The following is a 24467-nucleotide window of genomic DNA, read 5'->3' as shown; positions in this document are numbered from 1 at the left end:
GATCTCGCTCACATAAACAGCAGCTATTCACTGAACTCATGGACGTTTTTGCTCTCTGCAGCGTGCTAAATGGCTGTCATTACGCAGGTTTAAAGTATCCCACATTGCAAAAGGGGCTTTTGTGATGGCTCTCAACTTTTAAAGTTGTATAACAAGTTACGCTCTCGCTCCGTAATGGCAAGGTAAACACAGGGTCGCTTTTGCGCGACCTGCGGGCGTGAGATTAAGTCGGCTCACGGTTGTCCCGCTCCAGATAACAACAGCGGCAAGACCGCAGACAGAACACTGGAAGAGGTAAATGATGCGTAAGATTAAAGGGCTACGCTGGTATATGATCGGGCTGGTGACGCTGGGCACCGTGCTGGGTTATCTCACCCGTAATACCATCGCCGTCGCCGCGCCGACGCTCCAAACCGATTTGCATATCACCACCCAACAGTACTCCTACATCGTGGCGGCCTACTCCGCCTGTTATACCGTTATGCAGCCGGTCGCCGGCTATGTGCTCGACCTGCTCGGCACCAAAGTCGGCTATGCCGTATTCGCCGTGCTGTGGGCGATCTTCTGCGCCGCGACGGCGATGGCCGGCAGCTGGGGCGGATTCGCGCTGGCGCGCGGCGCGGTGGGCGCGGCGGAAGCGGCGATGATCCCGGCGGGCCTGAAGGCGAGCAGCGAGTGGTTCCCGGCTAAAGAGCGTTCCGTCGCCGTGGGCTACTTCAACGTCGGCTCTTCTATCGGCGCCATGCTGGCGCCGCCGCTGGTCGTGTGGGCGATCGTGGCGCACAGCTGGCAGATGGCATTTATCATTACCGGCGTGCTGAGCCTGCTCTGGGCGATCTGCTGGCTGATCTTTTATAAACATCCGAAGCAGCAGACCAAACTCAGCGAAGAAGAGCGTCAGTACATTATTTCCGGTCAGGAAGCGCAGCATCAGACCGGCAATACCAAAAAAATGACGGCGCGTCAGATCCTGCGCAACCGCCAGTTCTGGGGCATCGCGCTGCCGCGCTTTCTGGCGGAACCGGCCTGGGGCACCTTTAACGCCTGGATCCCGCTGTTTATGTTTAAGGTTTATGGCTTCAACCTGAAAGAGATCGCGCTGTTTGCCTGGATGCCGATGCTGTTCGCCGACCTCGGCTGCATTCTCGGCGGTTATCTGCCACCGCTGTTTCAGCGCTGGTTCGGCGTGAACCTGATCGTGTCGCGCAAGCTGGTGGTCACCATGGGCGCGGTGCTGATGATCGGCCCCGGCACCATCGGTCTTTTCACCAGCCCTTACGTCGCTATCGGCCTGCTCTGCGTCGGCGGCTTCGCCCATCAGGCGCTCTCCGGCGCGCTGATCACCCTCTCTTCCGACGTTTTTGGCCGTAACGAAGTCGCGACCGCCAACGGTCTGACCGGCATGGCGGCCTGGACAGCCAGCACCATGTTCGCGCTGGTGGTCGGCGCGCTGGCCGATACGCTGGGCTTCAGCCCGCTGTTCGCCGCGCTGGCGGTGTTCGATCTGCTGGGCGCGGTGGTGATCTGGACGGTGCTGCGCAATAAGCCCGTCTCGGAGCTGGAAAAAGAGATAACGCCGCCGCAGGCCGCGCCGGTACGCGGCTAGCAGCGCTGACCGAAGAGCAAAGCGTCCCGCGCCATCCTTGCGCGGGACCTTTTATTTAACGGCCGCAAAGTGGTATAACAACTTTATTTGCGACACGAGAATGCGCTATGGAACTGACCGAACCTCGTCGACTTTATCAACAGCTCGCCAGCGATCTGAAAAGCCGTATTGAAACAGGCATTTACCCGGTGGGAGACAAGCTACCTGCGGAACGCCTGATCGCGGAAGAGATGAACGTCAGCCGCACCGTGGTGCGCGAGGCGATCATTATGCTGGAGGTAGAAGGCTACGTTGAGGTGCGCAAAGGTTCAGGTATTCACGTTATCGCCAGTCAGCAGCAGAATCGAGTGATGACCTCCAGCCAGCTCGAATTCGCCAGCTTTGGCCCGTTTGAACTGCTGCAGGCGCGCCAGCTGATTGAGAGCAACGTCGCCGAGTTCGCTGCGACGCAGGTGACGCGTCAGGACATTATCGAACTGATGGCGATTCAGGAAAAGGCGCGTCAGGAAGATCACTTTCGCGACTCGCAGTGGGACATGCAGTTTCACGTGCGTATTGCACAATCCACCCAAAACAGCGCGCTGGCGGCCATCGTCGAAAAAATGTGGCTGCATCGCCTGCACAACCCCTACTGGCTCAAACTCCACGAGCATATCGACCAGCGCAGCATCCTCAGCTGGTGCGACGACCACGATCAAATCCTCAAAGCGCTGATGCGCAAAGATCCCGCCGCCTGCAAACTGGCGATGTGGCAACATCTGGAAAATACTAAGCAGATGCTGTTTAACGCGACCGCCGATGACTTTGAATTTAATGTGGATCGTTACATGTTTGCCGAAAATCCCGTCATCCTGCCGGACGGCGCAAGCAATTAACCTTGATTCTGCTGCGTTTTCACGCAGGAAAGTCAGTTAATCTGCAATAGTGTCAGGTCGTGTAAAGCTCCTTTTGGCGGACCGCGTCAGCAGGTAAAACTCCTGTGCGGCGGGCACATTCCCCTGTCTCAAACCTGTGATTTTTGTTACAGTTATCGACCCTTTCTTACCCTTTGCGACAGGGTTTAAAAATTCGCTGATTTAACAATCTATTCTGGAAGGATCCGGAAAACTCTGCACAGACTGCGCTCCTAAAACAGATAACCAACCGCCGGTCTGCGCTTATGTCTTTTAAGACGCGTTAAACAATGATGTTCAGGAATGATTGATGGATATTTTGCAAGCGTTGCTGCAGGCGTTGTGGCAACAGGACTACGAAACCCTCTCCGATCCGACGCTGGTCTGGGCCATTTACGGCGTGCTCTTCTTGATCCTGTTTCTGGAGAATGGCCTGCTGCCCGCCGCCTTTCTGCCAGGCGACAGCCTGCTGATTCTGGTGGGCGTGCTGATCGCCAAAGGCACCATGAGCTTTCCGCTCACCGTACTGGTGCTGACCACCGGCGCCAGCCTCGGCTGCTGGGTCAGCTATATCCAGGGCCGCTGGCTCGGCAACACGCCGACGGTGCAGAAATGGCTCTCTCATCTTCCCGCGCAGTATCACGCCCGCGCGCACAGCCTGTTTCATCGTCACGGGCTGTCGGCCCTGCTGATTGGCCGATTTATCGCTTTCGTGCGCACTCTGCTGCCGACCATTGCCGGTTTATCCGGGCTGAATAACGCCCGCTTCCAGTTTTTTAACTGGGTCAGCGCGCTGCTCTGGGTGCTGATTCTGACCGTGTTCGGCTTTGCGCTGGGCAAGACGCCCATTTTCCGCCGCTATGAAGATGAGCTGATGTTCTGCCTGATGCTGCTGCCGCTGGTGCTGCTGGTAATTGGCCTGGTGGGATCGCTGGTGGTGCTGTGGCGCAAACGCCAGGCGAATCAGAACGGCAAGGGCGAGTCATGAAAATCTATGGCCCTGTCCCCCGCCGCATGCTGCCCTGGCTGACTATCGCCGTGCTGCTGCTGCTGGCGATCTGCCTGACGCCGACGCTGCTGCGGCACGAAAGCGTAGTGCAGATCCGCGTATCCCATGCCGGCGGCCCGCTGCCGGACGGGTTTTACCTCTATCAGCAGCTGACGGCGCAGGGCATCCGCATTAAAAGCATTACCCCGTCGGGCGATGCGCTGATTATTCATTTCGAGAACGAAGAGCAGAGCCTCGCCGCGCAAAAAGTGCTGCGCCGCCTGCTGCCGGAGGGCTTTGTGGTCGCCAGACATCCCGACTCCGCTTCCGCCGCCTCGACAACGCTAAATATCTCCTGACTCGACATTGCCGTCCTGCGCTGGCAGGGCGGCAACAGAATAATCCGTATCCCCCCGTCTTTTTTGAACTTTTTGCAGGCGCTGTCTATGCTTAGTGGATGGCTCAGCTATCTGACACGCCAGGAGATGACGCTGTCCGCTCGCGGCAGGTCAACAACAAAGGAAGGTAATAAGCCTGATGAAACATCAATTACTTCTTGGCCTCGCGCTGTTTTCTCTCTCAGGTTCGCTGATGGCGGCGGAATCGCTCTGTCAGCAGAAAGAGCAGGATATTCAGCATGAAATTGCGATGGCGAAACAGCATAACAATCAGCGTCGCGTTAACGGACTGGAGCGCGCTCTGACCGAAGTGCGCGCTAACTGTAGCGACAATAAACTGAAAGCGTCTCACCAGGCGCGCATCAAGGCGCAGCGAGAGAAAGTCGCAGAGCGCGAGCGCGAGCTGAAAGAGGAGCGTCAGGATGGCGACGATAAGGAAAAAATCGCCAAACGTGAACGTAAACTGGAAGAAGCACGCCAGGAGCTGAAAAAGTTACAGGCGGAGCCTTATTAACCCGACTCAACCACTGAAGCTAAAAGGAACATTACATGTCAAAAGACACTTCATCAGAACATTTGCGTGCTGAGTTAAAGAATCTGGCGGACACTCTGGAAGAGGTGCTGAGCAGCACAACGGATAAGTCCAAAGGCGAACTGGATAAGCTGCGTCAGAAAGCGCGCGTCGCGCTCGATAGCTCGCGCGAGAAGCTGGGCGATTCTGGCGAATATCTGGCACAGACCACGCGTGAAGCCGCGCAGAAAGCGGACGGCTACGTGCGTGATAATCCCTGGCATGGCGTTGGCATCGGTGCGGCAATCGGCGTGGCGATCGGCATGCTGATTTCACGGCGTTAATTATGGCGGATTCACAGCAGAGCCACGGCCCCGGCAAAGGGGTCATCAACATTGGTCAGCGCATCGTCACTACGCTGGTCAGCATGGTCGAGACCCGCGTACGGCTGGCGGTGGTCGAGCTGGAAGCGGAAAAGGCCAACCTGATTCAGCTGCTGCTGATGGTTGGTCTGACCATGCTGTTTACCGCATTCGGGCTGATGAGCCTGATGGTGTTGATTATCTGGGCCGTCGACGCACAGTATCGCCTGATGGCGATCGGCATCACTACCGGCGTTCTCTTTCTTCTGGCGATTATTTTCGGCCTGTGGAGCCTGCGCAAATCGCGTCAGTCCACGCTGTTGCATCACACCCGCAAAGAGCTGGAGACCGATCGCAAGCTGCTGGAGGATGACCGCGTATGAGCCGCAGCAAACTGGAACGTGAAGCGCGCATTCATGACTTAATCGGCGAAATACAGCAGCAGCGGCTTGACCTGAGCGCAAGCCGCCGCGACTTCCTGCTGAGCACGGCGCAGTACGATCGCGGTTGGCTGACGTTTCTCAGCATGCGGCGCTATCTGGCCATCGTCAGCAGCGCATTAGCTATCTGGTCGGTGCGCAGCCCGAATAAGTTTATGCGCCTGCTCAAGCGCGGATTCGGCGTCTGGAGCACCTGGCGTATGCTGAAATCGGCTCTGCCGCAGCGCTAAATCCCTCTGCATTCAGCCGGTGCGAAATCGCCGGCTTCGCTTCATCAGATTTCCTGAACAACACCTACAGAATATCTCGCTTACAACCTTTCCCCTGCGCGACTATTATCTCCAGCTATCAGCTCAGCAAACGGCAACGCCGCCTTTCGCTGGGAATTATCTAACGCAGGCGCGACTGCCCTGCCGACAATCTAGCCTGGAGTTAATGATGAAAAAATTCGAAGATACTGGTCTGCTGCTGGCGCGTATTTTAATGCCGATCCTGTTTATCACGGCCGGCTGGGGTAAAATTACCGGCTATGCGGGCACGCAGCAGTATATGGAAGCGATGGGCGTACCGGGCTTTATGCTGCCGCTGGTTATCCTGCTGGAGTTTGGCGGCGGCCTGGCGATTCTGTTCGGCTTCCTGACCCGCTTCACCGCGCTGTTTACCGCCGGCTTCACCATCCTGACGGCGTTCCTGTTCCACAGCAACTTCGCGGAAGGCGTCAACCAGCTGATGTTTATGAAGAACCTCTCTATCGCAGGTGGTTTCCTGGTGCTGGGCCTTGTCGGTCCGGGCGCGTACAGCATCGACAGCCTGCTGCGTAAGAAATCTGCGCCAGCTGCGGCGCTGCGTTAAGCACACATCTGGCGTAATGCCACATATACTTAGCAGGGCGAGGATACTCCTCGCCCTGTTTGCATTGGAGGCGATATGGGCCAACTGATTGACGGTGTCTGGCACGACACCTGGTACGACACCAAATCAACCGGCGGACGCTTTAAGCGCACTGAAGCGGTCTGGCGCAACTGGGTGACCGCAGACGGCAGCGCCGGTCCGACGGGCGACGCGGGCTTTAAGGCCGAGCGCGATCGCTATCATCTGTATGTTTCTCTCGCCTGTCCCTGGGCGCACCGCACGCTGCTGATGCGTCAGCTCAAAGGACTGGAGTCGATGATTGACGTCTCCGTGGTGCATCCGCTGATGCTGGAGAACGGCTGGACGTTCGACGACGATTTTCCTGACGCCACCGGCGACAAGCTTTATCAGAACGAATTTCTCTATCAGCTTTACCTGCATGCCGATCCGCACTACACCGGGCGCGTGACCGTGCCGGTGCTGTGGGACAAGCAGCAGGGCACCATCGTCAGCAACGAATCGGCGGATATCATCCGCATGTTCAACAGCGCCTTCGACGCCGTCGGCGCGCGCGCCGGGGATTACTATCCGCCCGCCCTGCGCGAAAAGATCGACGAGCTGAACGGCTGGATTTACGACACGGTCAACAACGGCGTCTATAAGTCGGGCTTCGCGACCTCGCAGGCGGCCTATGACGAGTCGGTGACCGCGCTGTTCCATTCGCTGTCGCGCCTCGAGCAGATTCTGGGGCAGCACCGCTATCTGACCGGCGACCAGCTCACCGAGGCGGATTTGCGTCTCTGGACCACGCTGGTGCGTTTCGATCCGGTCTACGTTACGCATTTTAAGTGCGATCGCCACCGTATCGGCGACTATCTCAACTTGAGCGGTTTCCTGCGCGATATCTACCAGATGCCGGGTATCGCCGAGACGGTGAACCTGCCGCATATCCGCCACCACTATTACGTGAGCCATAAAACCATCAACCCGAACGGCGTGATTTCGCTGGGACCGGCGTTTGACTGGGATGAGCCGCACGGGCGCGGCTAAACGCGCGCGCCGTTCTTACCGGGACGGCGCGCCTCAACTGTTATAAAAATTCTGCGCGTTTCTGTGTCTGCCCCGGCTAACTGTTATCTGTTCTACTGAGCAGAAAAATAACGGTGAGGTGAACAATGGACGCCATTAAACAAATCTTAATCGACGAAATCGCGACGCTTAATCGTGAAGAGCGCCGCGATAACCGGCCGCGTTTTAGCTTCTCTTTTCTGAAAACCCACCCCGGCCTTTGGGCGCTGATGTATCTCTGCTACGGCCTGTGCGTGGCGCTGATCTTCTCCACCGAGATGCTGGGCTGGCCCGCCTTCTGGTTCGCTACCCTGTTCGTGCTGGTGATGAGCTTTCTGATGCTGCTGGATATCAACCCGAAATATCGCTTCGAGGATATCGACGCGCTGGATCTGCGCGTCTGCTATAACGGCGAGTGGTATTACGTGCAGCCGGTCTCTGAAGGCGGCGTAAAAAAGATCCTGAATTTGCCGGACGCACCGGAAGAGGTGAAAAGCGGCATTCATCGCCTGCTGCGGCAGAAAGGCGAAGTGGATTTCTATGATGTTTACTATCTGACCTGGGGACACCAGCAGGCGGCGCAGGTTTAACCGCTCCGCTGGTCGGCAATCAGCCTGCCCAGCGTCTCGACCGCTGCCTCGGCGCGCGTATCCCACGGCCAGGCGGCGTTAATACGAAAACAGTGGGTAAACTCCTCGCCCGCTGAAAACAGCCGACCCGGCGCGATGCTGATCCCCTGCTGCAACGCCTGCTGATAGAGCTGCGTGGTGTCATAGCCGCGCGGCAGCGTCACCCACAAAAAGAAGCCGCCCGGCAAATCGCTTACGCTGGCGTCCGCCGGCAGCGCCCGGCAGAGCGCCTCGCGCACCCACTCTTTGCGTCGCGCCAGCGTCTGCCGCAGTTTTTTCAAATGGGTATCGTAGCGGCGCGTGGCGAGGAAGTCCGCTAGCGCCAGCTGCATCGGCGCGCTGGTGGAGAGCGTGCTCATCAGCTGCAGCCGCTGGATACGCTGCGCGTGCTGCCCCGCCGCGACCCAGCCCACGCGGAACCCCGCCACCAGACATTTGGAAAAAGAGCCGCAGTGCAGCACGTCGCCGCCGCGATCCCAGTATTTAGCCGGATGCGGCGCCTCAGCGCCCGTCCAGAGTTCGGCGTAAACGTCATCCTCGATCAGCGGCACCTGATAGCGCGCCAGCAGCGCCACCAGCTGCGCTTTGCGCGCGGGCGAGAGCGTCACGCCGAGCGGATTTTGCAGCGTGGTCATCAGCCAGCACGCTTTTACCGGCCAGCGCTGCAGCGTCTCTTCCAGCTGCTGCATATCGATGCCGTGCTGCGCGTCGCTCGGCACCGCGAGCGCTTTGAGCTTGAGCCGCTCGATCGCCTGTAGCGCGCCATAGAAGGTCGGCTGTTCGATGACCACGTAGTCGCCGGGTTCAGTCAGCGCCTGCAGGCTGAGATTGAGCGCTTCCAGCGCGCCGTTGGTAATGACGATTTCATCCGGCGACAGCGTGATGCCCTGCCGCGCGTAGCGCTGCGCCAGCATCTGTCGCAGCGCGGCATTGCCTGGCGGAAGATTGTTAAGCGCGTCAAGCGGCGTCAGCTGATGGGAGACGTTGGTCAGCGAGCGCATCAGCTGACGCTGGGGGAAGAGTTCGGGATCGGGAAAAGCGGAGCCAAACGGGACAATCGCCGGGTCGCGGATCGCCTGCAGCACGTCAAAGACGAAGTTGTTGATATCGACCTGCTCGCTGAGCGCCACCTGCGCCTGCACGGTTTGCAGCGCGCGCGGCGCGACGTAGTAGCCGGACTGCGGCCGCGAGACGATCCAGCCCTGGCTCTCCAGCACCTCGTAGGCGTGCATCACCGTCATCAGGCTCAGCCCGTGCTGCGCCACCTGCTGACGCAGCGACGGCAGCTTTGTGCCCGGCGGCCAGATGCCCGCCTCGATCTGCTGCTGAATCTCATCCGTTAGTTGCTGATATTTCGCCACGGGCTGCTCCTTTCGTTGCCGGGGCGCAGTTTAGCATGGCGGGAACCGCAGTGGCGTCGTCTGACCGCGAGGAAGCGTGAAATGCGGCGGGATTGAGATAAGCGACAAAGCGCCCGGCGTGCAACACATAGCAGAAAGCAAAAACCCCGCTTGCGCGGGGTTTTCACCTGAAAAGTCGAAACTGACCGATAAGCCGGGTTCTGTCGTGGACAGTCATTCATCTAGGCCAGCAATCGCTCACTGGCTCAAGCAGCCTACCCGGGTTCAGTACGGGCCGTACCATGCGAACCCCTATTTGGCCTTGCTCCGGGTGGAGTTTACCGTGCCGCGAACTGTTGCCAGACGCGCGGTGCGCTCTTACCGCACCCTTTCACCCTTACCTGATCCCATAAATGGGCCATCGGCGGTTTGCTCTCTGTTGCACTGGTCGTAGGCTTGCGCCCCCCAGGCGTTACCTGGCACCCTGCCCTATGGAGCCCGGACTTTCCTCCCCTCTGCCCGTCTCCCTACAAGAGGGACGACGACAAAGCGGCGACTGTCTGGTCAGCTTCGGCGCGAGATATTAGGGCATTCGGCCGCATTTGTCACGCCTCTTGCTGATCGAGCGCAAAGCGATAGAGCGCATTTTTCTTCACGCCGTGGATTTCCGCCGTCAGCGCCGCGGCCTTTTTCAGCGGCAGCTCTTTCTGCAGCAGCGCCAGCGTGCGCAGCGCCTCGGCGGGCAGCGCCTCTTCATCCGCCTTATGCCCTTCGACCACCAGCACCATCTCGCCTTTGCGACGATTTTCATCCTCTTTGATCCAGGCGAGCAGCTCGCCCACCGGCGCGCCGTGAATCGATTCCCAGGTTTTGCTCAGCTCGCGCGCCAGCACCACGTAACGATCGGCACCGAGTTCCTTCACCATATCTTCCAGGCTGTCGAGCAGACGGTGGGTGGACTCGTAGAAAATAAGGGTGCGCGGCTCCTGCGCCAGCGCGCGCAGCGCGTCGCAGCGCGCCTTGGTTTTGGCAGGCAGAAACCCTTCGTAACAGAAACGATCGGACGGTAACCCGGCGGCGCTTAATGCTGTGACGGCGGCGCAGGCGCCAGGCAGCGGCACCACGCGGATGCCCGCCTCGCGGCAGAGGCGCACCAGATGGTAGCCCGGATCGTTGATCAGCGGGGTCCCGGCATCGGAGACCAGCGCGATGCTCTGCCCTTGCTGCAGCTTCGCCAGCAGCAGTTCGGCCTTCTGCTGTTCATTGTGGTCGTGAAGTGCGAAGAGCCGCGCAGCGATGGCGAAATGTTGTAGCAACAGTCCGGTATGACGTGTATCTTCCGCTGCGACCAGATCGACGCCCGAAAGCACCGTCAGCGCCCGCTGGGTGATATCACCCAAATTACCAATCGGGGTTGGAACGATGTAGAGCGTGCTGGCAGAAATCTCTGCCCGATCGAGTTGTTTCATTGTTTCATCCGAATTGCCGATTTAATATTGAGCATCTTGAAAAAAACATCACTGGATACAGTATGCTTCCTTCAAAAGTCGTTCGTCATAAAGCAGGACGCTTTGTGCCTGTCCTTCTTGCTGGGCTGATTTTAGCCGCCTGTAGCGGTCAGGGGCCGCAAACCTCAAACGTAAATATTCAGGGGCCCATTACCGGCGGGTCTGATTACTATCTGCAGCAAGTGCAGCAAAGCAGCGATGATAGCAGGACAGACTGGCAATTACTTGCCATCCGTGCCCTGATGAAAGAAGGAAAGTATCCTCAAGCCGGCCAGCAGATCAACCTGCTGCCGAGCCAGCTCAGCGACACGCAACAGCAGGAGCTGCTGCTGCTTAAATCGCAGTTCCTGTTCAGCCAGCAGAACGTGCCGGGCGCAACGCAGCTGCTGAATCAGGTCAAAGTCGACGACCTGTCGAAAGAGCAGCAGGCACGCTATTACGGCCTGCAGATCGCGGCCGCGCAGGGCAAACCCTCGCTGGCGCTGCTGCGCGCCTATATTGCGCAGGAGCCGCTGCTGAGCGGCGACGATCGTCAGAAAAACATCGACGCCACCTGGCAGGCGCTGACGCAGATGACGCCGCAAGAGGCGAGCAGCCTGGTGATCAACGCCGATGAAAACACCCTGCAGGGCTGGCTGGATCTGCTTAACGTCTGGCGCGCCAACGCGCAGGACGGCGAGATGCTGAAATCCGCCCTGAAAGACTGGCAGACGCGCTATCCGCAAAATCCGGCGGCTAAAACCCTGCCGACGCCGCTGAGCCAGGCGCAGAATTTCACCAAAGCCTCTACCAGCACCATCGCGCTGCTGCTGCCGCTGAATGGTCAGGCGCAGGTCTTCGCCAGCGCCATTCAAAAAGGCTTCAACGATGCGAAAAACGGCGCCCTGAACGCCGCGCCGCAGCCGGCCGCGCAGCCAGCGAACCCGCCGACCGCTGCAGAAAGCGCGCAGCCTGCGCCGACCAGCGAAGCCAACGCCGTGGTCAGCCCGGCCGCTGCGGCTATTACGCCGGCCGCGACCGCGCAACCCACCGCTGCCCAGACTCAGCCTGAAGCCAGCGCGCCCTCCAGCAGCGCGCAGATCAAGGTCTACGACACCAGCAGCCAGCCGATTCAGCAGGTGATGCAGCAGGCGCAGCAGGATGGCGCGACGCTGGTGGTCGGCCCGCTGCTGAAAAACAACGTCGAAACGGTCGCCAACAGCCAGACACCGCTCAACGTACTGGCGCTCAACGCGCCGGAGCAGATCCAGAACCATCCGAATATTTGCTATTTTGCGCTTTCTCCTGAAGACGAAGCGCGCGATGCCGCGCACCATATGTGGAACCAGGGCAAGCGCCAGCCGCTGCTGCTGGTGCCGCGCAGCAGCTTCGGCGATCGCGTGGTCAACGCGTTTGCACAGGAGTGGCTGAAGCTGGGCGGCACGGCGCCGCTGCAGCAGCGTTTCGGCTCGACCGCTGAGCTGAAACAGGGCATCAACAGCGGCGCGGGCATTACGCTGAGCGGCACGCCGGTCAACGTCCAGCCAGCCGCCGCCGAATCCCAGGGCGTGACCATTGCCGGGCTGACGATCCCGTCGCCGCAGCAGCAGAGCGAGCCGGCGGCGGCGGCGAGCGGCGGCAACGTCGATTCGGTCTATATCGCGTCGACGCAGGATGAACTGCAGCTGATTAAGCCGATGATCGCCATGCGTACCGGCAGCCGCAGCTCGGCCTCGCTTTACGCCAGCTCGCGCAGTTACCAGGCGGGCGCGGGTCCCGACTTCCGTCTGGAGATGGAAGGGTTGCAGTTCAGCGATATTCCGCTGCTCTCGGGCCGTAACCCGGCGCTAATGCAGCGCGCGGCGCAGTCGTTCAACAACGACTACTCTCTGGTTCGCCTCTATGCGATGGGCATCGACGCCTGGACGCTGGCGAACAGTTTTAACCAGGTGCGCCAGACGCCGGGCTTCACCATCGACGGCAATACCGGCAAGCTGAGCGCGAATCAGGATTGCGTGATCAACAGGACGTTGTCATGGAGCCAGTATCGTCAGGGCGAGATCGTTCCCGCCTCCTGAACACCCGGCGCTTCGGCGCCGAACAGGAACAGCGCGCCCGGCGCTATTTAGAGCGTGCCGGACTGCGCTGGGTCGCCAGCAATGTGACTTATCGCGGCGGCGAGCTGGATCTCATCATGCGCGACGGCGCATGCTGGGTCTTCGTGGAGGTGCGCTACCGGCGCGATGCGCGCTACGGCGGGGCGCTGGCCAGCGTCACTCGCCTCAAGCGGCAAAAGCTGTTGCGCGCCGCCGCACTCTGGCTCGCCCAGCGCGGCGGCAGTTTTGAGACGGTGGATTGCCGTTTCGACATCATCGCCATTACCGGTACGGCGCTGGAGTGGCTGCCCAATGCCTTTAATGCAGACGTTTAGAACCAGGTGGTCGTGTGCAGGACAGAATTAAAGCGTGTTTTACTGAAAGTATTCAAACCCAGATTGCCGCCGCAGAAGCGCTGCCGGACGCCATTTCCCGCGCCGCGATGACGCTGGTGCAGTCCCTGCTTAACGGCAATAAAATCCTCAGCTGCGGCAACGGCGCATCAGCCGCCAACGCGCAGCATTTCGCTGCCAGCATGATCAACCGTTTCGAGACCGAGCGTCCCAGCCTGCCAGCGCTGGCGCTCAGCGCGGACAACGTGATGCTGACGGCGATCGGCAACGATCGTCAGCACGATGAAATCTACGCCAAGCAGGTGCGCGCGCTGGGTCAGGCCGGCGACGTCCTGCTGGCGATCTCTACCCGCGGCAACACGCGAGACATCGTTAAAGCGGTGGAAGCCGCGGTTACCCGTGATATGACCATCGTTGCGCTCACCGGCTATGACGGCGGCGAGCTGGCGGGCCTGCTCGGCCCGCACGACGTGGAAATTCGCATCCCGTCGCACCGCAGCGCCCGCATCCATGAGATGCATATGCTGACGCTGAACTGTCTGTGCGACCTGATTGATAACACCCTTTTTCCACACCAGGAATGACTGAAGGAGCAAACATGAAAGCATTGAATGCTGTCGCTATCCTGTTAACCGCCATGCTGTTGCAGGGCTGCGTTGCCGTCGTCGCCGGCGGCGCGGCCGTCGCCACCAAAACCGCCACCGATCCGCGCACCGTCGGCACCCAGGTTGACGACAGCACGCTGGAGCTGCGCGTCAGCAACGCGCTGGCGAAAGATCAGCAGATTAAAACCGACGCGCGCATTATCGCCACTGCCTATCAGGGCAAAGTACTGCTGACCGGCCAGGCGCCGTCGCAGGATATCGCCAGCCGCGCCAAGCAGATCGCCATGGGCGTCGACGGCGCCACCGAGGTCTTCAACGAAATTCGCATCGGCCAGAAGGTCAGCCTCGGCACTTCCTCCTCCGACACCTGGATCACCACCAAAATTCGCTCGCAGCTGCTGGGCAGCGATCAGGTGAAATCGTCAAACGTGAAAGTGACCACCGAGAACGGCGAAGTATTCCTGTTGGGTCTGGTAACGGCAGAAGAGGCGAAAGCGGCGGCGGATATCGCCAGCCGGGTCAGCGGCGTGAAGCACGTCACCACCGCGTTTACGATGCTGAAGTAAGCGTGCATCAGGCCGCTCATCCGCTGGCACAGCGGCAACATACACAAAAGGGCGGCTTTAGCCGCCCTTAACTTCACTGGCATTGTGCCAGCGCGGGTGATATGGCCCGATCGCAAAGACGCAAAAACGGCATCCCTGCCAGCTCGGCCCGCGCCCTCCCTGGCGCGGGCGCTTTGCTCTTCGGTCCATATCACCCGCTTTTACGGTTTGTGAGCCGTCTGTCGAAGGGCTACCCCATCAATTTTTTTATACCGGTATATCGATCACCAGCGCCCAGGTCGCGGTTTTCGCCCGCAGCCTGATCTGCTGCTCCTCCTGCAAAAACGCCCCGTCGCCGCAGCCCAGCTTCTCCGGACGATCCTCGCGCGTGACCGCCTCCAGCGAGCCGTGAATCGACTGCAGATAGGCGCGCGGCCCGCGCAGCGTCAGCGACTGCTCTTCGCCCGGCGCCAGCCGCAGCTGATGCACCCACACCTGCTGACGCAGCTGCAGGCTATTGCCCGCGCCGTCCGGCGAGGCGATCAGCTGCAGATTGCCACGCTCCGGCAGCGCGATCTTTTGCAGCGTCGGGTTTTCCCGCTCGGGACAGGCGGCCAGCCAGAGCTGCATCCGCGTCAGCGGCTGATCCTTGCGCAGGTTGATTTCGCTGTAGCTGACGCCCGGCTGCGTGGCGAGCAGCAGCGCTTCGCCCTCGCGCGCGACGATATGGTTGCCTTCGCTGTCGCGATACTCAGCCTCGCCCTGCAGCACGATATTCAGCACGTCCACCTGCGGATAGGTGCGCGGCTGAAAGGCGGCCCCTGGCGCCAGCACTTCCTGATTCAGCACGCGTAGCGAGGCGTAGCCCATTAATTTGGGATCGAAATAGTGACCAAAAGAGAAACTGTAGCGTGCCTGCAACCAGCCGAAATCGGCCTGACCGCACGCGGACGCACTACGCGTCGTTATCATGATTTACCTCCAGCTCGCTGCGGCAGAGAACGACCGCAGACTTGATACCCATTATGGTAAAAGGCTGGACGCCGTATTGTTAGCCAGTTAATCTGCCGTGCATATTCAAATTTCCTGAAAGAGAGTTCGGATGGCTAAAGAGCGTGCCTTAACCCTTGAAGCGTTGCGCGTAATGGATGCGATCGATCGCCGCGGCAGTTTTGCGGCAGCGGCGGATGAGCTGGGGCGCGTTCCTTCGGCGCTCAGCTATACCATGCAAAAGCTGGAAGAGGAGCTGGACGTGGTGCTGTTCGACCGCTCCGGCCACCGGACGAAATTCACCAACGTCGGGCGCATGCTGCTGGAGCGTGGACGCGTGCTGCTGGAAGCGGCGGACAAGCTCACCACCGACGCCGAAGCGCTGGCGCGCGGCTGGGAAACGCATCTGACCATCGTCACCGAAGCGCTGGTGCCGACCGACGCTCTCTTCCCGCTGGTGGAGAAGCTGTCGGAAAAGGCCAATACCCAGATTTCGCTGATAACCGAAGTGCTGGCGGGCGCGTGGGAGCGGCTGGAGCAGGGCCGCGCCGATATCGTTATCGCGCCCGATATGCACTTCCGCGCCTCAACCGAAATCAATACGCGCAAGCTCTACACCATGATGAGCGTCTATGTGGCCAGCGCCGACCATCCGATTCACAACGAGCCGGAACCTCAGTCTGAGGTGACGCGCGTGAAGTATCGCGGCATCGCCGTGGCCGATACGGCGCGCGAGCGCCCGGTGCTGACGGTGCAGCTGCTGGACAAACAGCAGCGTCTGACGGTCAGCAGTATGGACGACAAGCGCCGCGCGCTGCTGGCGGGGCTCGGCGTCGCCACCATGCCCTATTCGCTGGTAGAGAAAGATATTGAGGAAGGTCGGCTGCGCGTCGTCAGCCCGGAATATACCCGCGAAGTGGATATTATTATGGCGTGGCGCCGCGATAGCATGGGCGAAGCCAAAGCCTGGTGCCTGCGCGAGATCCCGCGCCTGCTGGCGAAGAAAAGCTAAACCCCGCCCTTCGGCTCCAGCCTGCCCTGCGGGCTGGAGCCTGCTGTTACAACCGCCCCAGACACTCAATCGCCACCGCCTTGAATGCGGCGAAATCTTTGCTGTCGCGCAGCCGGGGCATCGCCCTTTCGCGCAGAAAGGTCACGAAGAGATCGTAGATCGCCATCGCCTCTTCATATTCGCTTTTACTGATCGCCAGCAGAAAGATGACCGAGGCGGTGTCGTCGCCCCAGGGAATGCCCTGCGGCGCCAGCACGGTATAGACCACGGTTTTTTTCGCCAGCAGGCCGAGCGAGTGCGGCAGCGCGATGCCTTCGCCCAGCATGGTGCTGACGATCGCCTCGCGCTCCTCTACCGAGGGATAAAAGCTCGCGTCGACAAATCCTTCCGCCTCCAGCCGATCGCACAGCTGGCGGAACAGCTGCGACTGCGTCATCGGCTTATCGACGATCAGGAAGTGCTGCGCGTCGAAAAACTTTTCCAGCATATAGGGCCGGGTGCGGTCCACCAGCACCAGCTTGCCGATCTGCTCCAGCTGGAAACCGGTAGGAAACGGCGACATTACCACCACCGGCTTATCCTTCTCGCTCAGCCGCGTGGTAGAGATAACGAAATCTTCATCGATGCGCGCGCGCGCCTCATATTCGCGCTGCGACAGCCGACCGGCGACCTGTAGCTGCGGATATTTGCGCAGCAGCATCGCCTCAATCATCCGCAGCGTGGAGTTTCCGCTGTCGCACACCAGCAGCACCTGCGGATGGCGCTGGTAGCCGACATCGTAATGACGCTCCAGCCCGACGCCGATATGCAGCACCAGAAAGCCGATCTCATTCTCGCTGATCACGTAAGGCGTATATTTGCCCCAGCTGGAGACCGCCGCCAGCGTCACGTCATAGGCCATCGGATAGTGCTGTTTAATATTATCCAGCAGCGGGTTGGGAATATGGATCTGATATCGCACGCGGGTGATCATGGTTTTAATGTGCGTCAGCAGATCGGCGCGCAGCTGTTCATCGCCCTGCAGATCGTAGTTGTAGTGGGTATTGATATAGCTCAGCAGATAGTCCACCAGCGCGTCGGCGTCATCGGCGTTGATGGCGCTCGGCGCCACCTCCTGCATCTGGCGCGCCGCGATATTAACGCGCAGCCAGCCCTCTTCCGCCGGCGACACCGGCTTGCCCACCAGCGGCCGCAGCAAATTAATCAGCTCGCGCGCCGCCTCGCGCACGTCCAGTCCGACATCCTCCGCGCCGGGATCGCTCAGCGGATAGCCTTCGCTGATACGCCGCACCGCGACCGCGCAGTAGAGGCGCAGATAGCGCTCGCCCTCGTCGCTGAGGCGAACGTTATGGCGCGTCAGGCACTGCTGCAGCAGCGGGCGCAGCGTCTCCAGAATATTGCTGTGCAGCGCTTCGATAGTAATCAGCGGGCTGTCGGCCTGCTCCTGGTCGATCTGCCACAGCAGATCGGTTAAACAGGTGCGGATCGCCACTTCGCTGCCGAACAGCTTCATGCCGTAGTGGGGTTTACTCTCGATATGCAGGTGATAGCGCGCCAGCCACTCGCGCACCTCGGTCATGTCGTTTTGCAGCGTGGCGCGGCTGACGAACCACTCATCGGCCAGATCCTCCAGCTTGAGCGACCAGGCGGCGGTCAGAAAGCGCGTCAGCATATAGCGCACCCGTTCGGCGGAGGTGCGCGGCACGCGCAGCGGCGAGCGGTTTTGCCGCTCCAGACGCTGGAAGCGCTGCGCGTCGTCGATTTTTAGCTGATAGCCGGCACCGCGGCTGAGTACGAACTGCGCGCCGTACTCCTCTAACAGCGCGTTGAGCGCGCTGATGTCGGCGCGCACGGTGCGCGTTGAAACGGCGAAGCGCCGCGCCAGCTCATCCTGAGGCAGCGTTTCGTTTTGCAGGGCGTCAAACAGTTGCGCAAGGCGTTGATTTGGAAATCTCAAGGCGGTCTACCTGTTACGGCGCTGGCATGCATTCAGCGGCATCATGTCGAAAAATAGCAGCTTAAAGCGAACGGCGCGTGACCTCCAGGCAAGCGCCGACGCCCTGTGAAGCGCGCCGACGTGACTGTCGCTACGGCAGCAGTTTTTTGCAAATGGCCAGCAGCTGGCGCACATCTTCCACGCGCGTATCGCCGCTGACGGGATCGATAATGGAGCTGTAAACGTGCGGGATAATTTTACTGACGCCCGCCTCCAGCGCGATCGTCAGGATCGCCTCGACGTTATCGAGATAGATGCCGCCGGTCGGCTCCAGCCAGAAGTCATGCGCCGCGCACGCCTGGGCAACGGCGCGGTACTCGTCGACCGCCTTTAGTCCGCCCATCGGGAAATATTTCACCGAACTGCCGCCCATATCCTTCAGCAGCGCGATGGCGCTGTCAATCGGCACCCGCGCGTCGCTGCCCTGCGAGCTGAGCGGGCCGGTAGAGATCTTCACCAGGCCCGGCGTGCCGGTCGGCGAAATCAGGCCGTTGACCACGGTTTGCGACTGCCCCAGCAGCGCGCGGCTGGTGGCGACGCCGGTGAACACCTGGTTAACGTGCTGCGGCTGCAGCACCGCGGAAATCTCGCTCACCATTTTTGACTGATTCGGATCGCCCGCGCCGAGTCCGACCGAGAGCGCGTTGTCGATCATCGCGGCATAGTCGCGCATATCGGCGATAGCCGCCTCGTTGCTGCTATAGTTTTTCGACAGCACGCCCACCAGTACATGTCCTTCCGCTGCCTCCCAGATGGCGCGCGCGTTGGCTTTCGAGCCTGCCAGCACGTTAAGACAGAGACGATCCTGATAGAAATTCGGGGTCAGCTTCATGCGGTTTTTCCTCCGTTCAACAGCGTTTGAATCGAGGTGAAGATGGTGTGCAGCTGTTCAGCGCTGACGCTGCGCACATCCGCCTCGATAATGCCCTCATTGGCTTTGTAGCCGCGAAAATAGATAGCGGTCGCGCCATTTTTCAGCGCCTGCACGATGTCGCCGGTACGCTGGCCGATGGCCGCCTCGTCGAATTTGATCTCGGCGCGGGCGATATCGCGTCCCGCCGCGTCCCACACTACGCGGGCGCTCACGCCGCGCAGCTGATTGAGGTTGTCGATAAAGGGCGTCATTTTCTCCACCATCTGCGCGCCGCTGGTTTTTTCCAGCCGCAGATAATTTTCAATCGCCTGCGTCAGGCCGAGAATGCCCTCTTTGCCTACCTTCATCGCCCGGCCGATGCCGTTGCTCTGGCGCTTCACCCACTCCACAGGCTGCGCTCTGCCGATTACCAGCCCGCTGGTCGGCCCTTCAATCGCCTTCGCGCCGCTGTAGATCACCAGGTCGGCGCCGTACTGGTAGTAGCACTGCAAATCTTCTTCGGCGGCCGCGTCGACGATCAGCGGCACGCCGTGTTTGCGCGCCACGACCGCCGCCTGCTCGACGTTCAGGTGGCTTTTCTGCACGCAGTGGTGCGATTTCACGTAGAGGATGGCGGCGGTCTGCGGCGTGATCGCCGCCGCCAGCTGCTCGGGCGAACACTCGTTGCTGTAGCCCGCCTCCACCAGACGACCGCCGCCCAGCGCCACCATACTGCCGACCGGCGCGCCGTAGTTAACGTTATGGCCTTTCGGCACCACGATGTCGTGCGGCACCTCAAGCGGCGCGGCATGCAGATTATCCAGCAGCCAGTCGTTATCTTTGACGATTACCGCCGCGACGCACTGCGCGATGCCTGCCGAGGCGCAGGAGACCACCACCGCGTTTTCCACATTCAGCAGCTGCGCGATGTAAGCGCCGGTCTTGTTGACCAGATCTTTCATTTCAAAATAGTGGCTGAGGCCGATCTGCACGGTGTCGACCACGTCCGGCGACGGCGTAGAGACGCCGAGGATCGTCATGCGGCCAGAGGCGTTGATGACCGGCTTCAGGCCATATTTTTCATAGATCGAAGACATTGGCTTTCCCTTCTTCTGTCAGGAACCACTTGCCCGCCACCACGGCGGCCAGCGGCGTAAGATGTTTCTCCCCGGTGAGCTGTTCGCCTTCGGAATCGACAAACAGGCGGGGCGCTTCGGTAACGCTGAAAAGCGTGAGATCGGCGTCGAAACCGACTTCAAGACGCCCTTTGCGCGTCAGGCGCAGCCCGTCCGCCGCCTTCCAGGTGACGCAGTCGATCACCTGTTGCAGCGTCATGCCGACGCTGAAAAACTTCGACATGACGTGCGCCAGGTTATGCACCGGGCCGTTGAGGCGGTTGCGGCAGTAGATATCCGAGCTGATGGTGTCGGGCAGAATGCCCTGCGCGATGGCGACGCGCGCCACCTCAAAGCTAAAGCTGGCGCTGCCGTGGCCGACGTCCATCCTGACGCCGCGCGCGATGGCGTTGCGCACCGACGCCTTCAGTTCGCCCTGCGGCGTCAGCACGCGATTGGGCTTGCCGTTAAAGCAGTGAGTAATGATGTCGCCGGCGGTGAGCCGCTCGGCGATCTCCGCCAGATCCGGCGGGTTATTGCCGATATGCACCATCAGCGGCAGACCGCCGACCCGCTGCTGGATCGCTTTGGCTTTGATCAGCGGTTGAATGCCGTTCTCGCCGACTACGCTGCTGCTCATGCGCGCCTTCAGGCCGACGATAAAGTCGGGCAGCCGTTTTACGGCTTGCTGCACCGCGTCGCCGTCGATCTGCCGCATATCCGCCAGCTCGTTCTGGGTCACGATGCCGGTGCGCGCGATATTGATCAGCGCGTAGACCTGGGTGGTGGCGGCGCGGGTAATGGCATAAAAATCATCGATATGATCGGCGCCGGTGCTGCCCGCGTCGATAACCGTCGTGACGCCCGTGGCGACGCCGATAGCGTCCGCTTCGTCGTGATAGATGGGCGATTTGGGGTAGCAGTGGACGTGAGAATCGATCCAGCCTGCGCTGACGTAGCAGCGTCCAACCAGATCGCGTTCGCTTTTCGCCTCGCCCGGCAGGCGGTCGGCGATGGCGGCGATTTTGCCGTCCTGCAGCGCGATATCCACCAGCCGCTCATCCGTCAGCCGTGCGCGGCGAAGAATCAGATCGAACATAGCAACTCCTTAACGCGGCGGCCCGCTGGCGAGCCGCCGCCAGCTTCAGATAGCGACCGGGAAAATCGCGCCGAGGATCATGGCGCCGAGGATCGCGCCGCCGGTGATCGGCTTGTTCCAGAGGTAGAAGAGCAGCGCGCCGAGCAGCGAGCCCAGGCCGATAGGAATCGAGGCCGCCATCGCGGAAAGAATGATCAGCGGCCCTAAAAAGCGGCCGGAGGCGTTGCCCGCGCCCATCATCACGTCCGCGCCGTAGGTCGAGTCGCTCTGGTTGATGGTGAACTTGCGCGCCAGAATGATGATGTAGCCGATCGCCAGGCCAATCACCAGGCCGGTCGCCAGCGAAGCGGCGAAGTTAGCTACTGGAAAGACGATGCCCGCGCCCAGCAGCAGCGCCGGCACGCCCAGGCCGACGCCGGTCTGAATGGCGCCGCCGATATCGAGGATGCCCACCAGCGAGCCTTCGATGATACGGGCGAAGAGAAAGCTCGCGCCGAAGGCCGCCACCGCGCCGTAGACGCCGGTTTCCATGCCGGCACGCAGCATAGAAACAAACGCCACTTCGTTAAACGCGCCGATGCCGTAGAGGTAATACATGTGCGTACCGGCGAACACGCCCGCCGAGAGCAGGCCGACGAAGATCGGGAAAGACCAGTCGGCGTACCAGAAGCCTTTATTTTCAGTCATGTCGTTAGCCTTACTTGCCGCTCAGAGAGTTGTGGATCGCGTCGAGCCAGCCGGGAATGCCCAACTGGAAGGACTGCAGCAGTTTCATATCGAAGCCGCGGAAGAAGCCGCTCAGCACGAACAGCAGCACGATCGCCACCATCATCACTTTGGTCACCTTGTTCCAGCCGCTCTCCTCGACGCCTTTGCCGATCAGGATGCCGAGCACCAGGCCTGGCACGGCGTTGCCCATGATCAGCTGCGCCAGGCCGCCGAAAATCGTCGCCCAGAAGCCCGATTTTTTGCCGGCGTCGATGGCCGCCAGCCAGAAGATCACCGGCATGACGGTATTGACCAGCAGGTTTGCCGCCGGTACCAGCACTTTCACCGCGGTTACCTGCAGCGCGGCCGGCACCGCCGAGGCGGTAGAGTTAAGAAAGGCGACGACGATCATGCCGATAATGCCGCAGGCGATGGCCATCTTTTTCGGGTCGTGCAGGGTTTCGGCCAGGTTGCGGTTTTTCACCATCAGCGCGGCCGCGCCCCAGTTAGGAATGATGCGGTGGTCGACGTCCTGAGTGAAGGAGCCTGCCGCGACGGATGATGCCCAGGCATTGAAGAAAAAGCCGAGACCAAAGGAGAAGTGCGAGGCGGGATCGCCTTCGCAAGAGTTGAGCTCGCCCAGCGTACGGAACGCGCCCATCCCCTGCGAGGTCGGCGCGTGGAACATGCGCGCCGCACCGGCGCCGACGCCCACACCGACAAGCCCCCCAATGATCAACGACTTAAACAAAATAATTAAAAACATGTTTTTTTACCTTTGTTGTCGTCTGTTTTTACGGTGCCGCCGTGAATGTCACCTGCCCGGTATCAATCACGGTGACGCTGACGGAGATCTCCAGCTCGACGCTGTAGTTCCGCCGCTGGCGCGCCAGAAAGAAGAACAAAAACTTCTCCGTTTTGACGCTCTCCTGCGCGCGCAGCACCCGAACATCCAGGGGTTCGATGCGCAGCAGAATTTTTTGCGTCGCGCGCAGAACCTGGTTCTGCACGCGACTCAGAGCATCGGCAAAAGCTTTCTCTTTACTGTCGCCTTTGCCCTGCACCGTCACCTGAGTAACGTATTGTTCTTTCATCATCAGCTGCCGTGTTTCTTGTTCCAGGCCTGCACCAGCCGCTCGCCCAGCTCTTCTTTGTCCATAAAGCCGAAGCCGAGCACGTTGGCGCCTTCGTTGATGGCGGTGACGCCTTCGTCAACGGAACGCATGCCGTGGCGCGCCTTGTAGCCATATTTGTTTTGCGCGGTGATGGCGCCTGCGCCGCCGCTGCCGCAAAAGGAGATGCCGAAGTCGGCGTTTTCCGCCTTCATCACGTCGCCCAGCTTCATATCCGCCGCCACGCCCGGCACCACGACGGCGCGGCCGCCCGCCTTTTCTACGCCCGCCGCTACCTTCTGTCCTTTACCTAAACGATCGCCAATCACTACGGTTACCATGATGATTTCCTCTTTATACAGTCAGTTAGATCGAGCCACTTCTATATGGACGGAGAGAAGCCAGGCCTCTTCGCGCGGCAGATTGCCGAACAGATCGACCACCTGCTGCGCCAGCTGTATGGTCTCCGGCGAAATATCTTCAAACAGCTCCGCTTCCACCTCGGGAAGGGGTTCGCCGGTTAGCGAGCGCAGCGCCATGGCGCGTACGTGCGACGCCAGCATCTGCTGCTGCACCGCGTTGGGCGCGATATCGTGTTGGGCGTAGATCGCCGCGATTTGCGCCATCACCTTGTCGGCCAGGGCCTGAATCTCTTCCGGCGTTGCCTGCCGTACCGAAGCTCCGTTACTGCTCACCTTGCTACTCCTGTTCACGAAAATTCGCGTTGCGAATAAATTACGGCGTGACGAGGTGGAAGTGCAGACGCACTTTTTCCGCATGGAAGTGGAAATCGCAGGGCAGGCTGTGCGCCAGATCGCAGGACGCACAGATTGTGTGACAGACGCCGCGTTATGCGTGCTTTAAAAGTTAAAAAGGGGTGTCAAAAGAGAAGTGTGCAGGCAGCAGCGCGTGGCACGACGGTAAAAAAAGATGAGATAAGAAAAGCTGATGACGCGATAAAGCCGGTCGCGCGGACCGGCCCGAGAGTCAGCGGAACTTTTTATGATTGGCGTTGCGGATCTCCGCCAGCTTTTTCGCTTCGGTTTTGGCGCCGTCCAGGTTGTTGGCCTGCGCCAGCTTGTCGACCACGTCGATCTGCGCAATCAGCGAATCCAGGCCGGCATGGAAATCCTTCATCTGCGCGCTGTCGGCCGGCTGTCCTTCGAGCTTATCCGGCGTCGATTTTTTCGCATCCTGCGCCGCCTGGCGCATCTCGCCCAGCGCTTTATGCATCTCCTGCGCGTCGCCTGTTTTCATCACGGTATTCAGCCCGTCTTTCAGCGTATCCATATCATTTTCTAAATCCGCCGCGTACAGGCTGGCGCTTCCAGACAACAAGGAGAGAGACAACATTGCAATCACACGCTTACGCATCGGTATATCCTTTTTATTGTGGGTAAAAAAAAAGC

At 60.2% G+C, this 24467-nt stretch carries 29 protein-coding genes and 1 other RNA gene; 16 read left to right on the top strand and 14 right to left on the bottom strand.

The features are described from left to right. Positions 1-301: 301 nt before the first annotated feature. The 11 genes from JS46_RS20020 to JS46_RS19970 all read left to right on the top strand — a co-directional run bounded on the left by JS46_RS20020 (position 302) and on the right by JS46_RS19970 (position 7708). Positions 302-1606, top strand: coding sequence for an MFS transporter (locus JS46_RS20020; RefSeq protein WP_033755298.1), 1305 nt, complete (start codon positions 302-304; stop codon positions 1604-1606). Positions 1607-1713: 107 nt separating this feature from the next. Continuing rightward, the gene (gene exuR / locus JS46_RS20015; RefSeq protein WP_033755003.1) at positions 1714-2481 is read left to right on the top strand and encodes a transcriptional regulator ExuR; all 768 of its coding nucleotides are present in this window, start codon (positions 1714-1716) and stop codon (positions 2479-2481) included. A gap of 328 nt (positions 2482-2809) precedes the next feature. Continuing rightward, positions 2810-3487: a DedA family protein gene (locus JS46_RS20010; RefSeq protein ID WP_033755000.1), complete on the top strand. Its 678-nt coding sequence runs from the start codon at positions 2810-2812 to the stop codon at positions 3485-3487. Continuing rightward, positions 3484-3846 carry an EnvZ/OmpR regulon moderator MzrA gene (gene mzrA / locus JS46_RS20005; protein WP_033754997.1) on the top strand — a complete coding sequence of 121 codons (363 nt, stop codon included), beginning with the start codon at positions 3484-3486 and terminating at the stop codon, positions 3844-3846. The genes JS46_RS20010 and mzrA overlap by 4 nt, the downstream gene beginning before the upstream one ends. A gap of 178 nt (positions 3847-4024) precedes the next feature. Continuing rightward, positions 4025-4399: a DUF1090 domain-containing protein gene (locus tag JS46_RS20000; protein ID WP_033754994.1), complete on the top strand. Its 375-nt coding sequence runs from the start codon at positions 4025-4027 to the stop codon at positions 4397-4399. Between the two features lie 35 nt (positions 4400-4434). Beyond that, positions 4435-4740, top strand: coding sequence for a YqjD family protein (locus JS46_RS19995; protein WP_033754991.1), 306 nt, complete (start codon positions 4435-4437; stop codon positions 4738-4740). 2 nt (positions 4741-4742) lie between these two features. Continuing rightward, a complete protein-coding gene (locus JS46_RS19990; RefSeq protein ID WP_187143609.1) occupies positions 4743-5141 on the top strand; it encodes a phage holin family protein in 399 nt (132 codons plus the stop codon). After that, on the top strand, positions 5138-5428 hold the full coding sequence (locus tag JS46_RS19985) for a YqjK-like family protein (RefSeq protein WP_033754984.1): 291 nt from the start codon (positions 5138-5140) through the stop codon (positions 5426-5428). Before JS46_RS19990 ends, JS46_RS19985 begins: the two co-directional genes overlap by 4 nt. Before the next feature lie 208 nt (positions 5429-5636). Next, positions 5637-6050: a DoxX family protein gene (locus JS46_RS19980; protein WP_033754981.1), complete on the top strand. Its 414-nt coding sequence runs from the start codon at positions 5637-5639 to the stop codon at positions 6048-6050. A 75-nt stretch (positions 6051-6125) separates the two neighbouring features. Then, positions 6126-7100, top strand: coding sequence for a glutathione S-transferase family protein (locus JS46_RS19975; protein ID WP_033754978.1), 975 nt, complete (start codon positions 6126-6128; stop codon positions 7098-7100). A 125-nt stretch (positions 7101-7225) separates the two neighbouring features. Continuing rightward, positions 7226-7708 carry a YlaC family protein gene (locus JS46_RS19970; protein WP_033754976.1) on the top strand — a complete coding sequence of 161 codons (483 nt, stop codon included), beginning with the start codon at positions 7226-7228 and terminating at the stop codon, positions 7706-7708. Here JS46_RS19970 and JS46_RS19965 read toward each other — a convergent pair. The 3 genes from JS46_RS19965 to rsmI form a co-directional block, all read right to left on the bottom strand. Continuing rightward, positions 7705-9108, bottom strand: coding sequence for a PLP-dependent aminotransferase family protein (locus JS46_RS19965; protein ID WP_033754974.1), 1404 nt, complete (start codon positions 9106-9108; stop codon positions 7705-7707). The genes JS46_RS19970 and JS46_RS19965 overlap by 4 nt on opposite strands. A 173-nt stretch (positions 9109-9281) precedes the next feature. Next, positions 9282-9659: RNase P RNA component class A (rnpB, locus tag JS46_RS23115), an RNA gene on the bottom strand. Between the two features lie 33 nt (positions 9660-9692). Beyond that, positions 9693-10556 (bottom strand): 16S rRNA (cytidine(1402)-2'-O)-methyltransferase, encoded by an 864-nt coding sequence (gene rsmI, locus JS46_RS19960; protein ID WP_033754971.1) that lies wholly within the window; start codon positions 10554-10556, stop codon positions 9693-9695. A gap of 62 nt (positions 10557-10618) precedes the next feature. Between rsmI and JS46_RS19955 the strand changes: the two genes are divergently transcribed. Genes JS46_RS19955 through dolP form a run of 4 tightly spaced genes read left to right on the top strand, consistent with a single transcriptional unit; the run spans position 10619 to position 14194 of the window. Beyond that, the gene (locus JS46_RS19955; protein ID WP_033754968.1) at positions 10619-12652 is read left to right on the top strand and encodes a penicillin-binding protein activator; all 2034 of its coding nucleotides are present in this window, start codon (positions 10619-10621) and stop codon (positions 12650-12652) included. Then, positions 12610-13005, top strand: coding sequence for a YraN family protein (locus tag JS46_RS19950; RefSeq protein ID WP_033754965.1), 396 nt, complete (start codon positions 12610-12612; stop codon positions 13003-13005). The genes JS46_RS19955 and JS46_RS19950 overlap by 43 nt, the downstream gene beginning before the upstream one ends. Positions 13006-13019: 14 nt before the next feature. Then, entirely contained in the window at positions 13020-13607 is a 588-nt protein-coding gene (diaA, locus tag JS46_RS19945; RefSeq protein ID WP_033754962.1) for a DnaA initiator-associating protein DiaA, read from the top strand. A gap of 14 nt (positions 13608-13621) precedes the next feature. Next, positions 13622-14194, top strand: coding sequence for a division/outer membrane stress-associated lipid-binding lipoprotein (dolP, locus tag JS46_RS19940; protein ID WP_033754960.1), 573 nt, complete (start codon positions 13622-13624; stop codon positions 14192-14194). Positions 14195-14440: 246 nt separating this feature from the next. Here the strand turns inward: dolP and JS46_RS19935 are convergent, their stop codons facing one another. Further along, complete coding sequence (locus JS46_RS19935) at positions 14441-15145, bottom strand: pirin family protein (RefSeq protein WP_033754957.1); 705 nt, start codon at positions 15143-15145, stop codon at positions 14441-14443. Positions 15146-15275: 130 nt separating this feature from the next. Here JS46_RS19935 and JS46_RS19930 point away from each other — a divergent pair, with 130 nt between their 5' ends. Beyond that, positions 15276-16175, top strand: coding sequence for a LysR family transcriptional regulator (locus JS46_RS19930; RefSeq protein ID WP_033754955.1), 900 nt, complete (start codon positions 15276-15278; stop codon positions 16173-16175). Positions 16176-16221: 46 nt separating this feature from the next. Here the strand turns inward: JS46_RS19930 and JS46_RS19925 are convergent, their stop codons facing one another. The 10 genes from JS46_RS19925 to cybC form a co-directional block, all read right to left on the bottom strand. Further along, complete coding sequence (locus JS46_RS19925; protein ID WP_033754953.1) at positions 16222-18132, bottom strand: transcription antiterminator; 1911 nt, start codon at positions 18130-18132, stop codon at positions 16222-16224. A 130-nt stretch (positions 18133-18262) separates the two neighbouring features. Then, complete coding sequence (locus JS46_RS19920; protein ID WP_033754950.1) at positions 18263-19003, bottom strand: KDGP aldolase family protein; 741 nt, start codon at positions 19001-19003, stop codon at positions 18263-18265. After that, entirely contained in the window at positions 19000-20121 is a 1122-nt protein-coding gene (locus JS46_RS19915) for a DgaE family pyridoxal phosphate-dependent ammonia lyase (protein WP_033754947.1), read from the bottom strand. The genes JS46_RS19920 and JS46_RS19915 overlap by 4 nt, the downstream gene beginning before the upstream one ends. Continuing rightward, a complete protein-coding gene (locus tag JS46_RS19910) occupies positions 20105-21238 on the bottom strand; it encodes an amidohydrolase/deacetylase family metallohydrolase (protein WP_033754944.1) in 1134 nt (377 codons plus the stop codon). The genes JS46_RS19915 and JS46_RS19910 overlap by 17 nt, the downstream gene beginning before the upstream one ends. A 45-nt stretch (positions 21239-21283) precedes the next feature. Continuing rightward, positions 21284-21925 (bottom strand): DUF4310 family protein, encoded by a 642-nt coding sequence (locus tag JS46_RS19905; RefSeq protein ID WP_033754941.1) that lies wholly within the window; start codon positions 21923-21925, stop codon positions 21284-21286. 10 nt (positions 21926-21935) lie between these two features. Then, a complete protein-coding gene (locus JS46_RS19900; protein ID WP_033754938.1) occupies positions 21936-22712 on the bottom strand; it encodes a DUF4311 domain-containing protein in 777 nt (258 codons plus the stop codon). A 28-nt stretch (positions 22713-22740) separates the two neighbouring features. Further along, complete coding sequence (locus JS46_RS19895) at positions 22741-23040, bottom strand: DUF4312 family protein (RefSeq protein ID WP_033755294.1); 300 nt, start codon at positions 23038-23040, stop codon at positions 22741-22743. Between the two features lie 2 nt (positions 23041-23042). Further along, positions 23043-23405 (bottom strand): SFCGS family glycine-rich protein, encoded by a 363-nt coding sequence (locus tag JS46_RS19890; RefSeq protein WP_096072111.1) that lies wholly within the window; start codon positions 23403-23405, stop codon positions 23043-23045. Positions 23406-23420: 15 nt separating this feature from the next. After that, positions 23421-23753 carry a glycine dehydrogenase gene (locus tag JS46_RS19885; RefSeq protein ID WP_033754933.1) on the bottom strand — a complete coding sequence of 111 codons (333 nt, stop codon included), beginning with the start codon at positions 23751-23753 and terminating at the stop codon, positions 23421-23423. Between the two features lie 292 nt (positions 23754-24045). Further along, positions 24046-24432 carry a cytochrome b562 gene (gene cybC / locus JS46_RS19880; protein ID WP_033754930.1) on the bottom strand — a complete coding sequence of 129 codons (387 nt, stop codon included), beginning with the start codon at positions 24430-24432 and terminating at the stop codon, positions 24046-24048. Positions 24433-24467 lie beyond the last annotated feature (35 nt).

The sequence above is a fragment of the Pantoea sp. NGS-ED-1003 genome (assembly GCF_000738765.1).
Taxonomy (GTDB): Bacteria; Pseudomonadota; Gammaproteobacteria; order Enterobacterales; family Enterobacteriaceae; genus Pantoea; species Pantoea septica.
This window is presented reverse-complemented; position numbering and strand designations above follow the sequence as displayed.